Source organism: Cupriavidus sp. DF5525 (genome assembly GCF_040149425.2).
GTDB classification, from domain to species: domain Bacteria; phylum Pseudomonadota; class Gammaproteobacteria; order Burkholderiales; family Burkholderiaceae; genus Cupriavidus; species Cupriavidus pickettii_A.
This window is the reverse complement of record NZ_CP168265.1, coordinates 2941370-2954828: the sequence shown is the minus strand read 5'-3', so window position 1 is coordinate 2954828 and position 13459 is coordinate 2941370. Positions and strand designations below refer to the sequence as shown.

General features: G+C 58.8%; 13 protein-coding genes, 1 pseudogene and 1 riboswitch. Of the genes and pseudogenes, 8 read left to right on the top strand and 6 right to left on the bottom strand.

The window, feature by feature from the left end; all coding sequences use genetic code 11:
• Positions 1–690 precede the first annotated feature (690 nt).
• Positions 691–996, bottom strand: coding sequence for a hypothetical protein (locus ABNX08_RS13815; RefSeq protein ID WP_349606893.1), 306 nt, complete (start codon positions 994–996; stop codon positions 691–693).
• Between the two features lie 668 nt (positions 997–1664).
• On the opposite strand from ABNX08_RS13815, the gene ABNX08_RS13810 reads away from it, so the two are divergent.
• Positions 1665–1919, top strand: a complete 255-nt coding sequence (locus tag ABNX08_RS13810) for a hypothetical protein (RefSeq protein ID WP_349606891.1) — start codon at positions 1665–1667, stop codon at positions 1917–1919.
• 304 nt (positions 1920–2223) lie between these two features.
• On the opposite strand, the gene ABNX08_RS13805 is transcribed toward ABNX08_RS13810, so the two are convergent.
• From ABNX08_RS13805 to ABNX08_RS13795, 3 genes are read right to left on the bottom strand one after another with little or no spacing between them, the layout of a single operon-like run.
• Positions 2224–2592, bottom strand: a complete 369-nt coding sequence (locus ABNX08_RS13805) for a hypothetical protein (protein WP_349606889.1) — start codon at positions 2590–2592, stop codon at positions 2224–2226.
• A gap of 3 nt (positions 2593–2595) precedes the next feature.
• On the bottom strand, positions 2596–2802 hold the full coding sequence (locus ABNX08_RS13800; RefSeq protein WP_349606887.1) for a hypothetical protein: 207 nt from the start codon (positions 2800–2802) through the stop codon (positions 2596–2598).
• Between the two features lie 41 nt (positions 2803–2843).
• Complete coding sequence (locus ABNX08_RS13795) at positions 2844–3929, bottom strand: WYL domain-containing protein (RefSeq protein WP_349606885.1); 1086 nt, start codon at positions 3927–3929, stop codon at positions 2844–2846.
• A 98-nt stretch (positions 3930–4027) separates the two neighbouring features.
• Between ABNX08_RS13795 and ABNX08_RS13790 the strand changes: the two genes are divergently transcribed.
• From ABNX08_RS13790 to ABNX08_RS13780, 3 genes and pseudogenes are all read left to right on the top strand, one after another.
• Complete coding sequence (locus ABNX08_RS13790) at positions 4028–4444, top strand: hypothetical protein (protein ID WP_349606883.1); 417 nt, start codon at positions 4028–4030, stop codon at positions 4442–4444.
• Positions 4445–4460: 16 nt separating this feature from the next.
• Positions 4461–4607, top strand: a complete 147-nt coding sequence (locus ABNX08_RS13785) for a hypothetical protein (RefSeq protein ID WP_349606881.1) — start codon at positions 4461–4463, stop codon at positions 4605–4607.
• Positions 4608–4654: 47 nt separating this feature from the next.
• A pseudogene (locus ABNX08_RS13780) lies at positions 4655–5706 on the top strand (IS630 family transposase).
• A gap of 57 nt (positions 5707–5763) precedes the next feature.
• On the opposite strand, the gene ABNX08_RS13775 reads toward ABNX08_RS13780, so the two are convergent.
• Positions 5764–6987 (bottom strand): ISL3 family transposase, encoded by a 1224-nt coding sequence (locus tag ABNX08_RS13775; RefSeq protein WP_374063610.1) that lies wholly within the window; start codon positions 6985–6987, stop codon positions 5764–5766.
• 239 nt (positions 6988–7226) lie between these two features.
• Between ABNX08_RS13775 and ABNX08_RS13770 the strand changes: the two genes are divergently transcribed.
• Positions 7227–8249 (top strand): IS110 family transposase, encoded by a 1023-nt coding sequence (locus ABNX08_RS13770; RefSeq protein WP_349606877.1) that lies wholly within the window; start codon positions 7227–7229, stop codon positions 8247–8249.
• A 318-nt stretch (positions 8250–8567) separates the two neighbouring features.
• On the opposite strand, the gene ABNX08_RS13765 is transcribed toward ABNX08_RS13770, so the two are convergent.
• Positions 8568–10355, bottom strand: coding sequence for a DUF262 domain-containing HNH endonuclease family protein (locus ABNX08_RS13765; protein WP_349606921.1), 1788 nt, complete (start codon positions 10353–10355; stop codon positions 8568–8570).
• A 625-nt stretch (positions 10356–10980) separates the two neighbouring features.
• Positions 10981–11091: riboswitch (SAM-I-IV-variant riboswitch) on the top strand.
• 27 nt (positions 11092–11118) lie between these two features.
• On the opposite strand from ABNX08_RS13765, the gene ABNX08_RS13760 reads away from it, so the two are divergent.
• The 3 genes from ABNX08_RS13760 to metK all read left to right on the top strand — a co-directional run bounded on the left by ABNX08_RS13760 (position 11119) and on the right by metK (position 13393).
• Positions 11119–11547, top strand: coding sequence for a DUF3293 domain-containing protein (locus ABNX08_RS13760; protein ID WP_349606875.1), 429 nt, complete (start codon positions 11119–11121; stop codon positions 11545–11547).
• Between the two features lie 250 nt (positions 11548–11797).
• Positions 11798–12181, top strand: a complete 384-nt coding sequence (locus ABNX08_RS13755) for a hypothetical protein (protein WP_349606873.1) — start codon at positions 11798–11800, stop codon at positions 12179–12181.
• Between the two features lie 63 nt (positions 12182–12244).
• Positions 12245–13393: a methionine adenosyltransferase gene (gene metK / locus ABNX08_RS13750; protein ID WP_349606871.1), complete on the top strand. Its 1149-nt coding sequence runs from the start codon at positions 12245–12247 to the stop codon at positions 13391–13393.
• Positions 13394–13459: the final 66 nt, after the last annotated feature.

Below are 13459 nucleotides of genomic sequence, written 5' to 3'. Positions count from 1 at the left end.
GAGGTAGAAAGGGCCATCAACATACCCGCGGCAATCTTGCCAAATGAGAACAACAGGTTTTAACCAGACCTGAAGCGCGCTTGGTTTCACTGACACTGATTTGCCGCAATACAAACGTGCGACAAATGACGCATCGATTGTAAAGAAAATCGCACATTCGCGCCACTAAAGGGCAAACGAGAGGGGTCAGGAAGACAATTTATGTAGTTCCGATCCGACGGGGAAATGCGAAAATGGCGTTGTGTTATCAAGCAGCTAGACTAGAGGGTGGCGCACCCCTCGGACTGGATTGCCGGCGACTGCATGGCGATCGCACAGGTATTCGAATAACGAGGACAGGGCGGCGAGCTTGCGGCGGATAGTGGCACCGGAAAGCGCCCGGGCCTCGAGCGACGCGCGTCACGCCAGCACATGCGCGCGCGTGATCAGGCGAAAGTCTTCGGGGCGCGCGATACCGGCGTAGGTCAGGAATTCGCCGAGGTCAAGCTGGTAGGCACGGCGGGTGAGGGCGTTGCTCAGATTGGCGAATCATTCGGCCGTAGCCGGGGCGGCGGGGAGCGCATCGAACTGGGCGACGCTGAGTCGCAGATTGGCGGCCGGATGCGATGGGGGCGCCAGCATGAACGAGGGGAGCGGGGCATCGGACATGTATCAATCCTTGGGGGGTGCCATGCGGCAACCTGTTGATCGTCATTGCAGCCAGTCCCGCAACTCGTGTGCGGAGCAGCTCGCCCGCAGTCCCTCTTTAACAAATCGCAAGCTTTGCTCGCTGCAGGTATAAATTGGGAAGGGCGTGCATACGACGCCGACAATCTCTGTGAAGGCTGAAAAATCGAAGTTGTCCCCCGCAGGTTCTCGCTTGAGGTCTTCCACAACGGAATCCCATTGGGCTACAGCTTCGTCGATTCTAGAGCGCGCATTTTCGACGACGCGATAGGTATCCCGGTCGTACTCGCGGTCGTAGATCCTGCTCTTGCTTGAAACAAGCAGCAGCACTCCGTCCTTTGTTGCCAGAGCATCGATGCCCGTGAGTCTTCGGCCGGCGCGGCGAAGTGGTCGTCCCCGAAGTTCCCTAATGTGGCGGGCTGACCTGTATTGCGTCGAAGGCGGGCGTCAAGATGCTGAACCGATATCTCACCGGCGCCAGGCTCGAAGCGGTCGGGGTGTTCGTTGAACACCTGGGCGGCCGCAGCGAAGCCGTCCTCGAGGGCGCCGATGATTTACGGGCAGATGCCAGTGTGCGACGTGCCGCAAGGTCAGGAGCGCGATCGAATGGTCAACGGATGGCCGCAGGATCTTGGGCGCCGGCGCCTTGGCTTTCCAGATCCGTCCCTTGCTTCTGCCAGTCCGGTCCGCTAGCGCCGTCTCCTTGAGGGCGAGCAGTGCCCCGTCTGGCCGTCCGTGGCTTCCCGTGGAGGGGCCTTGCTTCAAGGATCGCCTCAATTAGTTCGCCGGAGGGAAGGCCTTCAGGCCGGCTGGCCATCAGAGTCAGGGCGGTGACTTCGATTTCACACAGGGGCCGGCGCGATTTCAGGGTTTCGTGCATGGTTCCCTCAGGGGGGGCGCGTGCACTACGCTTTAGGGAAGCTCTCCGGCTTCCCTCATCGCTCTTGATCAAATCTCACAGCGTTCAGCCACGTCTTGGGGAATTCAATGCGGCGCTGATGTCCGCGCTGATCAGGGATATCGGCGAATCGGCTACCGAACACGGGCGCCTGCGGCTTGCGGCAGAGAATCATATCTACGCCGCGCACGCCAAGGAAGCCGAGCTTGTGCTGTCTTACAAGGAGATGGCGGATGCGGAAAGCGAACATTGCGGCATCGAAAAAGACTGTGAGAAGGTCCTAGTGCCGATCGCCCGACTGGATACGCTGACTTGGATGCCGCGCAGAAGCGATCGCGTACCCGCGGCCTCCTGATGTTGTAGACGAAGTACGGCACCCGGAAGCTGCGCAGTTGTTCCTCAAGCGTCTTGAACTCTGCCGTGCACAGCACGGGAGCATCGACGAAGAACGCCGTGCCCTCATAGCGATACCCGGGCGTCCAAATACGCCAGCTCGTTTTGTAGGCTGCTGGATCGGGGTGAAGCGGCGTGCCGAAGTAGTGTCCGGCTGGTTCCTGTCCGGCCCAACACTTCTCGAACTCGCGCTGGCTTGGCACCCAGATGTCTCTCGGTGGTATGCACATTGCTGTCGTCCCATATGCGTGATCGCTTTGTTGCCGCTACTTGTGTCCGTGCCAAATGGGACCCGAGTCGTTTTCGTACGCCGGCGCGAAGACCATGCGCGGCCAATGCGGGAGCTTCTGCTCGGCAGAACTGCCCAGGCGCGGGCGTTGAATGCAGTAGACGAAGAAGTGTTCGCCGGCGGTGATGAGGGAGTCTTGAGCTTGTTGTAATCCGCCATGCTGTAGATCGGTGCATGCTCGAAAAATGCAGCGCCTTCCCACGGCGAGGATCGGGTCCAGATCCTGAAGGTGTATTTCCAGAGACGTGGGCCCGGGACGATCGGCGGGCACAAAATAGTGACCGACGCCCGTCGTGCCCGCGTAGATCGCGTCGAAGACGTCGTAAGAGGGGAGCCACATGGCCATGCGTCAGTCTGCGGCGCGGTAGATCAGGGCCGACAACTGATTGCTGCGGCCGAAGGGGCGGTTGTGGGAGTCGTAGGTGAAGTCGTGCTCGGCGTTGTAGCGGCCGAGCAGCTTCATGTGAGCGTCGCGGGCCAGGCCGTTATCATGATCGTCCATGGCGATATAGCCCATCACGCGGTTATGTACATCACGGATCGTTTCGAGGGGCATGACATGCTCCGAGAAGTGAGAACGATCTGAATAGTAGGAAGCTAACTGGACGGCTGGTGTCCAGAAACCTCCGGGGCCTCCGAGGGATCTTCGTATTGAATCAAGGCCCGCTTCAGTCGGCTGATCATGTCCTGCCGCATGCTAAGCGGCGATATGACATCGACAGTGGTGCTTTTCTCGAGCAACAGGTTCGTCAGGGGAATGGAGGGCACGACGGTGGCCGTCAGCATGAACCCGCCTTCGAGGTCTTCAATAGTCTGATCGGGGCTGAGTTTCAGCGAACGGAAAGCGTGTTCGACCCGCTGGCCATCCTCCATGATTTCCCTGACGCGAAGCCGGATCTGGACCGGGTCGCCGGCGAAGAATTCCATGCTCCGGTCCTGCCGGATGAACTTGTCCAGGCTAAACGCCTTGTCGCGGGGCAGGTCGATGCCAGCCGGCTTCACGTCGACGATCCGGTCCATGCGCAAAGGGATCGGCGTGGCAGGCTTCCCGGAGCTTCGCCGGTTCTTGACCACGAGGTACCAGAGCGGTCCTTTCTCAATCAATGCGTGCGGGATTGCCCGGTATTGTTTGGGTTCGGCTTCAAGGGAGGTTCGGTAGGTAATGTCCAGAGACTCGTCGTTGTACAGCGCGTGGCCAACAATCTGGAAATGATCTTCCCGTATCGCCGGCGGAATGAGTGGGTAGCCGCCATGCAGCCTGGCGGTCTTGTCCATCCAGATGCGGGCGGCGGCCAGGTTCGATGCAGTGGGGTGCGCCTTCAGTACGCCCTCCGCTGCTGCGAAGTCGGGCTCAAGCGATCCCACGACACTCGAAGGGAGGTGGTGGTATGCCAGATGCCGGAGGGTGAGCAGGGCGATGGACTCATTGACGGTGGGCCGGCGGGAAGACGGTACCGGCTTGATAGCGTTCCAGACGCGTCCTTTCGTGGCGCCGGTAGGCCGAGCGAACTCCTTGTCCTCGAGTTCCCGTAATGCGCGCCGGATCGTTCGTACTTCGCCGTGCATTCCAAGCGCCGCCTGCAATTCGCTGGACGGGAATCCATCGGGGCGGGTTGCCATCAACTCAAGCGCGGCGGTTGCCAACTCACTGAGCTGGCTGCGGTCGTTGTTGTTTTTGTTCATGGCGGAGTGTGTTGGGTCCTGCAGACATCTTAACAATCTGGCCACGAATTGACCAGATTCCTGGATATCATCGCTGTCCGCATCTCAAGAAAACTGCCATGCCTCGACTCATCGAACATATCGACGCGATCGCCCGCCAGGTGGGGCGGGACGTCCTGTATCTGACTTTCTTTGAAGATTCGGCGGGGGTTGCGGTCCGTGAGCACTGGGAGGAGAACGAATCTCGCAAAGAGGTGATTGGGTGGCTGGATGCCAACGGGTACACCTGGAAGAAATGCGGGGAGATTGCCAGTAATGACTGGATGGTCATGGGCTATCGCGGCACGATCTACATCGACATGGCGTACGATCGCGATGACCCCCTCTATCTGAAGCTGGAACACTTTCTGGAGAACCCGGACGGCACGCTCCGGCTGCCAAAGATGAGGTTTTGGGCGCTGTCGATTGGGTTCGCGATGCGCAATGCCCACCATGACGCCCCGGGCTACTGGGAAAAGCGGGCGGAGGATTTTTAACGGGAGGGGACAAGGTATGGAATCCGATAACAACGATGACTGGGTCGACCCTGAGCTCGCCGAGCAGATTCTTGAAGCGGAACGCGCTGGCGAGTGGTCGGAAGCTATGACGGGCGAGGAACTCCTGGCCAAGATCGAAAAGATGGGTCAGACGATCCACTAGTCCATTGCGTCATTGAAAAAGCACCCGTTTGTGATTGAATTAGGTGCATGGAAAAGATGAACTTGACCGAGTCTGAGCGTGAACAATTGCAGGCGGCGACTCGGAGCCGCACCGTACGTGCGGCAGATGCGCGTCGAGCAAGGCTGATCCTGCTGCTTGACGAAGGCACATCGCGTGAGGCGATCATGCAACGGCTCGGTTGCGACTCGCGCTTCATCTCGCGATGGTCGAGTCGGTTTTTGGCCGAGCGACTGTCCGGCTTGTACGCGCGCCACCCTGGACGAGCGCCGCTGCAGCCGCCCGAGAAACTTGAAGCGCGCGTGCTGAACTACCCGCTCAAACGCAAGCCTGCGGATGGGTCCACGCATTGGAGTAGCTACAAGCTTGCGGCGGAATTGGGAGATGTGTCGGTCACGGCCGTGCAGCGCATCTGGCGCAAACATGGCTTGCGCCCGCATCGATTGGACAAGCACATGATCTCCAACGATCCGGACTCGAGATCAAGGCCGCGGACGTCATCGGCCTGTATCTGAACCCGCCAGCGCATGCAGTGGTGTTCTGCGTGGATGAGAAGACCGCAATTCAGGCCCTGGATCGCAAGGACCGGATGTTGCCGCTGTCGCCAGGGCGCGCCGAGAGTCACGGCTTTGAATACAAACGTAACGGCACGCTCAGCCTGTTCGCCGCACTCAATACGACAAATGGGCAGGTGATCGGCAAGACCGCACTACGCCATACCAGCGAGCAATTCGTGGCGTTCCTTACTGACGTTGTCGTCAGTCAAGGGCCGGAGCAGGAAATCCACTTGATCGGCGATAACGTTAGCAGCCACAAGACGGATCTCGTACGTACCTTCCTCAGTGAGCATCCCAACGTCCGGTTGCACTACATGCCGACTTACACGTCTTGGCTTAATCAAGTGGAGAACTGGTTCGCGCGCATTCAGCGCGATGTCATCGCACGTGGGATCTTCACCTCGGTGAATGATCTGGCTCGCAAGCTCATGCGCTATATCCGTCAACACAACAAGGATCCCAAGCCAATCAAGTGGAAGTACGACGATCCATCGCGACGAATTCGCCCGGTGCCATTTCAATGACGCAGCGGACTAGTGCCCCCCGATATTTTGGCCTGTAGGGCGCAAAAATATGGTTCTTCACCGATTTCCGGGGAAGGCTGCCCGGATCTTCAGGAAGAAGTAGTGGTCATCGCGGAAGCCGTAGGCCATGCGTTTGATTACCTTGATCCGGTTGTTGATGCCTTCCACCAGATTGGTCCCCAGTGGCCAGCGGCTGTGGGCCAGGATGCCTGGCAGGTATGGCTTGAGCCGTTTGGCGAAGAGGCATAGCGGGGCGATGCCGCTGGCCATGGCCCGGCCGTACCAGTCATGCCAGAAGCGCCTGGCGTAGCCGGGATGCCGATATGCCCAAAGCGTTTTGAGGTCGTCCTTGAGCACGTAGACGGTCATCAGTGCCTTATTGGCAGCCAGTATTTCCTCAAGCCGGATCTGATCGGCCTCACGCGTGACATTCTCCCGATTGCGCAGCAGCAACCAGCGAGATGACTTCACCACCTGGCGGGCGGCCCGGTCGCCGCGCAGCCGATTGGCTTCATCGACCCTGACTCGGTCTATGACTTCCCTGCCGTACTTGGCCACCACATGGAACAGGTCACAAACGACCTCGGCTTGCGGGCAATGCATCCGTACTTCGAGATCGTAGGCGGTATTCATGTCCATCACCGCGGCGCGCAGTCGGGCACAGCCCTCAGGGCCAAGCAGCTTAAAGAAAGGCCGGATTTCCTCACGCGAGCGCCCGCGTCCAACCCAGAGCACCCGCTTACTCGAAGGCTCGACGATGACCGTGGCATAGTGATGGCCCTTCTGGATAGCAAACTCGTCCATCGCAATCACCGTGATGCCACGTAGGTCGACCGGCCCCAGTTCCTGCTCCAGATGACGAAGATCGATGCGCTTGATCGTAGTCCAGGCCAACCGGTAGAAACCCGCGACATGGCGCAATGACATAACCTTGCACAGTCGCGCTACGCTGGCCGCTAGCCGCGTCGTGACCCGTGCATAGGGTGCGAGCCAGTCCAGGCGCTCCAGCTTCGGGCCACATCGCCGGCAAGCTAGACGAAGCCGCGGCACGACCAGCTCTACCGGAATCTCGAACACCGGAAGATCCCGCACGCGCCGCTCCACTCGGTCGTGGATACCGCTAACACCTCGACCACAGCCATCGCAGCACCGCCTCCGACGTGCCTTGGGTTCCAGCCAGATGACGCAAAAACGCTGCCCATTACGGGTCTCCTCCCAGCTATCGCGCAAGCGATAGCCTTCCCAGCAGCCGAGCCGGGCCATACAATCGCGTGGGGCCAACCTCCACCTTCCTGATTCTTGTTGTGTCGCAACTCCAAGATACCAGCGGTGGGCGGTTGGCCCTTTTTGTTTCTAAACGATCACGCAGATCGGCGAAGATGGTATGAACGCGCTCCGTCCCGAGCCGTAGCGAGAAGGCTGAGGCCTCATGAATCTGATGGGGCCCCTCCAGGACCGAACGGCATCGATGTGCCAGAGTGGTAGGTGTCGCCACCACTAGAGGAACGGAGGGACCCAAAATGAATACTACGACATACGGCCTTGATATCGCAAAGCGGGTATTCCACCTGTACTGGGTTGAAGCCGAGACCGGTGAGATCGGGAGCCGGCGCTTTGGGAAACAGGCACTCATCGAGTTCCTCAGCCAGCGGAAGCCAGGTCAGGTGGCGCTGGAGGCCTGCGGCAGCGCTCACTGGTGGGCTCGCCGAATCGCGTCGCTGGGTCACGAGGTCAAGTTACTGCATGCCAAATTCGTTCGCCCGTTCGTCCAGACCAACAAGACGGACGCTGCTGACGCGCATGCGATCTGGACCGCGGCACAGCAACCAGCGATGCGAACGGTGGAGCCCAAGACCGAGGATCAGCAAGCCGTCCTGTCTCTGCATCGCATGCGCGCACTATTGGTCAAGATGCGAACCATGCAGGTCAATCAACTGCGGGGCTTACTGTACGAGTACGGCACACATTTCAAGACCGGGCGCAGAGCTGGCTTGGCGGAGATCCGGCAGCACCTTGATCAGATCGAACAAGTGGTGCCCGGCTGTCTGTTTGACCCCCTGCGCGACCAACTCAGTCGCATCGATGACCTGGACAAGCAGATTGCCGGCCTAGAACGGCAATTGACTGATTGCCAGAAGCGCCAGGTGGACTGTCAAACGGTCGCCGCCATCCCGGGTATTGGCATGCTCACGGCCACTGCGCTGGTTGCAACCGTCGGAGACGCCAAAGCCTTCAAGTCAGGACGAGAGCTGGCCGCCTTCCTCGGCCTGGTACCTCGCCAAACCGGCACAGGGGGTAAGGTTCGGCTCGGAGGCATTAGCAAGCGCGGCGATGTCTACCTGCGCACCTTATTGATCCACGGAGCGCGCACGGTGCTATTCCGATCGAAAGAGAAGGGAATCTGGTGCGACCGTCTGCGCCAGAGACGACCGACTAACGTCGCCGCCGTGGCCATAGCCAACAAAATGGTTCGCACTGCTTGGGCGCTGCTGGTGCACGGAACTGCATTCGAAAAGAACCACGTGTCAGTGAGGCCGGCGTAGCTCGTACGCCGGCTCCTCTGACACGTGGCTATTGGTTTAACGTGACGAATCCTCGTCAGCAAGTTGCGATGGTAAGCGTATAGATGATGGCGTGACAGGTTGGACCGCAAGAGCGCAAGCCTGCTTTGGTTCTGGTGCTTCGAGCACGTGGCGAAGATGAGAGCGCTCTTGGCGAATTCCATCAGGGCCCGCAGGCATGGCCTGCGCGATGAGGCCGGATATAAGTCTGCAACCAACCCTCTGTCGAGCCTGACCCTGGCGTTCACCTAGCAAGACGAGGCGCGTTCATATAAGAACCAAAAATATAGGGGGGTGTTTTTAGACCTTCCACATCTGCACGGCGTGTTCGGCGAACTCTTTGGATCGGTCGTCCACCTGCTTGAACTTGAATTGGTTGAGGGTCGACAGTTGGTTGGTCAGCCGGATGTTGGACTTGGCGTACTCCGTGCGCTTGGCCAGGAACGGGTTGTTCGACGCCACCACGTTCAGTTCGTCGGCCAACAAGGTCATGTTGCCGATGCGGTGAAGCATTTTCGCGTGCTTGGCCTTCCAGCCGTCGCCCAAGTAGCTTGGCCAGTCGCCGAGGTCTTTCTTGGTGCTGGCCTTGTCGGCTGCCTTCGGGATGATGTGCTCAAGCTCCAGATCATCCGGATCGGCTAGGTAGTACTCGTTCTTGTGCCTGATAGCCTTGTACTCGAACATCTCCAGCGCATAGCGGGCACGGTCGATCACTGCGGGCACAAAAGGGAACGAGGCGAAGGAGGATTCGAACTCATCGTCTTCGGGCATGTGTCCCCTCAGAATCTCGAAGACGGCCTTCTCGTAGTCCTTGTCGGCAATGCTGCTCAGGTGTGCGAAGATCGTCTCCAACTCGTTGGTGCGCTTCTCGCAGATATGCCGGCGCATCATGAAGGCCTCCAATGCCTTCAGCAATCGAACTTGAGCCTTCTCGTCCAAACTCTTGCGTCCGAACATGTCCAGCAGCCACGTGAAGGCAGGGAACGCCTTGATTCGCCACAGGTTGCCAATGTGCCGATTGACCTTGGCGGACGTGGTCGTGCCCCACAGCAGTTTGGAGTACAGCTCGGCCGACTGGCGCAATGCCGTGGCAAACACCGTTAGCTTGACCTTCTTGACCTTGACTGGTGTCTCCGTGGCCTCATCCTCCTCACCGAGGATAGCCACATCCTCGGAGTCTTCCTCGTCCTCGTCGTCCTTTATGGTGGAAGACATGAACTCGGTCATGCTCTCGGCCTCCTGCACATGACGCAGGTAGTAGGCCTTGAAGTCGGTCACCAGCTTGCTCCTGGTGACCTTTCGGTGCAACTTGCCCGCCAGCCACTGGCGGAAGAAGTCATCGCTGTCCAGCCCGTCAAGCGCCACGATCAACTTGCGCCAGTCGCCCTTCACCTTGTCCAGCGTGCCAGCGGGCAGGGAAGATGCATGCCCCAGCAGGAAGTTCTTGATGATGTCTGTTGGCTTCAGCCGCAACCCCCGGTTGTTGATCGTCTCGAACAGCTTGTAGGCATCCTTGGCTGCACCAACGTCCAACCGAATGATTGACGCACTGTTCATGAGCTTGTGGAAAAACGCATTCAGTTCATCCACGGACAACTGCCCAACCCATTCGGTGAAGTACTCGTGAGCGCCTGCCAGGCAATAGTTCTCGACCTCCGAGATATCGCCTCCATCCATGATGCGCACGTAGTCACCATGATCCAGATCGCCCAGTTGAAGCTTCGGCATCACTTGCCCTTCAACGTCCTCGCACTGCAGCAACTCCGCAATTTTCTGCGCAGTGTTCTCCTTCTGTTCTTGCTCAAATCGACGCGCCAGTACCCTCATCAAGATTGTGATGGTCGTGACGCGTTGCTGGCCGTCCACGAGTTCGAGCTGGTTGATGTCGGGCTTGTGGGTGTCCGAGAGGAACAGCACCGTGCCCAAAAGGTGCGTGTCTCCTGAGGCAAGCAGCCGCAGGTCATCGAACAACTCACGCTGCTGGCGCTGGCCCCATGCATAGCGGCGTTGGTAGGCGGGGATAAGGAACTGCTCGTTGCCTACTGAGAAAAACTGCTTAAGCGTGAGCGTGGTTGGGGTGATCTTCATGGTGGTCAAGGCTACTCAGAAACAATACGTTATAGGCTTTGTGAAATGCCCTTAATGCTGGCGGGGCTGCGGCGTACATTGTGCGGTAAATCGAAATACCTGGATGCGTGAGCCAGGCAGATGAGCTTCCGCTTCTGGCCGTCAAGGGCCCGACCACCCCGATCCCTGCCAATTTTTTGTGACTTGGTGCGCTAGCTTGTCAAACTTTTGGCGTCCAGGTCTTCAAAATCGCCAAACACCGCGCTGGCGCGATGAGGGGTCGAGATCGACGATTACCAATTCGAACGTCCCGTAGGGGCCGCGGTCTGCGGGGCACTAGACACCTGCCGCTACTCGACGCGAAACAAACATTATCATACGACTGATTGAGGCCGACGACGAAATGCGCAACGTAAGCGAGGCGTCCGCTCACCTGGGCGAAGCGGTCACACGGTCGTTCCTGCGGAATCCGAAGCTGTTGAGCTGTGGCCCAGGCAGGCACTTGGATCTCGGGCCTGCATGTCTCTAGTCTGGACACCCTGCCATGATGCCCATTGAATTTAGAGAAAAGCGCCCTCGGTCAGTTGATCAAGGGGCGCTGAGCCTGCCTTCTCTTGACATGGGTCAACCCCGTGTGATCTAATGAATTCTGCATTCAGAATTGGGTCGACGTCGACGCCCATGCCAACCTGCCTCCCGGGCAAGGTGGATCGCGAAAGCGAATGTGGCTCTGCAAAGAGCAACCAATCGGGCGACGCGTCGGCCCTCCTTTAAGGAGGGTTTTATGTTTTCTGCATCAGCAATTCCGCTCGATACGATCGAGGCTTATCGGGAAACCCACTATCACGTCGGTGAAGATCCATTGGCGACGCTGAAAGTGGGAGAGTTCTGCTCGGCGCTTCTTGTCTTGCACCGCGCCGCCGAGGTGGATTGCAGCGCGTTCATCTCCGCGTGCAATCCATTTAGTGAACAACTGGACGACGCTGCGAATGCGCAGCGCCACGCCGCACTCGAACAAGGCTTGCGGCAGCGCGGATTCACCATTCTGGCAGGGGTTGGCCAACATCCCTCCAATGGCTGGCCAGGTGAAGCAAGCTTCCTTGTTCTTGGCCTGTCATCGAGCGAAGCACGGCAACTGGGCGTTGAATATTGCCAGAATGCCATCGTTTGGGCGGGTGCCGATGCTGTGCCCGAGCTAGTTCTTCTTCGCTAGATCAACACGACGTTCGACAACGGCGTCTTGCTTGTCGCATCGCGACTGTCCTCGCAAATGAGGAATACCAACGGTGGAAGCGCTCCGACCGACTCGGGAGTAGCGGCCGTAGTATGCGTATGGGCGCCATGTCACTGCATCAGCTTTGACACCCATTTTCATAAGAGACACGCCCATGGCACTAATTTGGTGTGAAGACGAAGTTTCCATTTAGAAACTTTCGCAGCATCTGAGCGATAGCGGTTTCTCGATGCAGGCGCCGGACCCGGATCGCATCGAATTGCGCACCGAAGGCGGGCTTGCCTATTGCCTGGAAGTGCTGCAGGACCAGAAGTTTTTGCTTCTGCGTGCGTATCTGCCGCTACGGGCTGATGCAAGTCAAGATGAAAAGGTAGCTTACGCGCATGGTCTGAACGGCCATATTCTCTTGCCGTCGTTCCGTCTCGATGACGATGACGACTTGGGTGTGTCGTATATGCTGCCTTACCACCACGGATTGATTGCCGGTCAGTTTGCGGCCATCGCTCGTCGATTCGGGGCCATGCTTGACTTCTTGGTAAGAAAGCAGAACGACGATGAGCTCATCGATTTTGACAAGTACAGAAGGGAACCGGCAGCGGCCTTGCTCAATTGATGCAAAGCCGAGAGTGTTGTCCCCCGCCCCATACCCGGCTTGCTTGCACACAGGAGGATAGGCATGTCCATCCGAAATGGTCTGTTTTCCTCGGAATCCGTTTCCGAGGGTCATCCCGATAAACTTGCTGACCGCATTTCCGACCGCATTCTCGATGCCTTCCTGGCACGCGATCGTCACGCTCGGGTTGCCTGCGAGACGCTTCTCGCGGATCAGTGCGTGATCGTTGCTGGCGAGTTTCGGACCAAAGATTCGGCTGACTATACCGCTGTGCGCGAGTCCGCCGAGGGTCTCGTGCGTGAGGTACTGTACGAGACAGGGTACACGAATGCCGAGACGGGCATTGACCCGCAGCGCTGCGAGATCCAGATTCGCTTCAACGGGCAATCGCAGGACATCAATCAAGGTGTCGATCGTGCGGATGGCGTGCTCGGCGCGGGAGACCAGGGCCTGATGTTCGGATATGCCACGGACGAGACGCCGGAGCTCATGCCCGCACCAATCGTATATGCACACCGTCTCGTTCGACGACAGGCTGAAGTGAGGAAGGTCGGCACATTGCCTTGGCTGCAGCCTGATGCGAAGTCGCAGGTCAGCTTCCGCTATGTCGACGGTCAACCGACGCGAATCGAGGCCGTCGTGCTCTCGACTCAGCACGACGAAAACATCGCGTTAGAGGAGTTGCGCGCCGAGGTGTGGAAGAACATCATTGCGCCGGTTATCCCTGAACACCTGCGCGCTGGAAACCTGCGCTGCCTGATCAATCCGACGGGACGCTTCGTGACGGGAGGCCCAAAAGGGGACGCCGGGTTGACCGGCCGCAAGATCATCGTGGACACATACGGCGGCGCAGCGCCGCATGGCGGGGGCCCGTTCTCCGGCAAGGATCCTTCCAAGGTAGACCGCTCGGCAGCATACATGGCCCGCTTCCTGGCAAAGCAGGTTGTGTCCCGTGGTTGGGCGCGGCGAGCCCTTGTGCAGGTCGGTTACGCCATCGGCGTGGCGGATCCGGTCAGCTTCTCCATTGAGACATACGGCACCGAAGCCTCCGGCCGGCGCGACATCGCCGCTGTACTGGCGCAGGAATTCGACCTGCGGCCGCAAGGGATCATCGAAACCTTGAACCTGCTCCGCCCCATTTACTATCCCACGGCGTCGTACGGCCACTTTGGCCGTGAAGATCTTGATCTGCCCTGGGAGGCCGTGATCTAGCGCCTCAATCCGCATCCCTCGACTGCCTTATGAGACACAGCCGACCGGGCGCCGGTCGGCTCAATT

What these genes read in the sequence shown, in the direction of transcription:
- ABNX08_RS13810 (WP_349606891.1), top strand. Translation starts at nt 1,665, where the DNA reads ATGTCCGCGCTGATCAGGGATATCGGCGAATCGGCTACCGAACACGGG.
- ABNX08_RS13760 (WP_349606875.1), top strand. Translation starts at nt 11,119, where the DNA reads ATGTTTTCTGCATCAGCAATTCCGCTCGATACGATCGAGGCTTATCGG.
- ABNX08_RS13805 (WP_349606889.1), bottom strand. Translation starts at nt 2,592, where the DNA reads ATGGCCATGTGGCTCCCCTCTTACGACGTCTTCGACGCGATCTACGCG.
- ABNX08_RS13765 (WP_349606921.1), bottom strand. Translation starts at nt 10,355, where the DNA reads ATGAAGATCACCCCAACCACGCTCACGCTTAAGCAGTTTTTCTCAGTA.
- ABNX08_RS13795 (WP_349606885.1), bottom strand. Translation starts at nt 3,929, where the DNA reads ATGAACAAAAACAACAACGACCGCAGCCAGCTCAGTGAGTTGGCAACC.
- ABNX08_RS13800 (WP_349606887.1), bottom strand. Translation starts at nt 2,802, where the DNA reads ATGCCCCTCGAAACGATCCGTGATGTACATAACCGCGTGATGGGCTAT.
- ABNX08_RS13785 (WP_349606881.1), top strand. Translation starts at nt 4,461, where the DNA reads ATGGAATCCGATAACAACGATGACTGGGTCGACCCTGAGCTCGCCGAG.
- ABNX08_RS13755 (WP_349606873.1), top strand. Translation starts at nt 11,798, where the DNA reads ATGCAGGCGCCGGACCCGGATCGCATCGAATTGCGCACCGAAGGCGGG.
- ABNX08_RS13790 (WP_349606883.1), top strand. Translation starts at nt 4,028, where the DNA reads ATGCCTCGACTCATCGAACATATCGACGCGATCGCCCGCCAGGTGGGG.
- metK (WP_349606871.1), top strand. Translation starts at nt 12,245, where the DNA reads ATGTCCATCCGAAATGGTCTGTTTTCCTCGGAATCCGTTTCCGAGGGT.
- ABNX08_RS13770 (WP_349606877.1), top strand. Translation starts at nt 7,227, where the DNA reads ATGAATACTACGACATACGGCCTTGATATCGCAAAGCGGGTATTCCAC.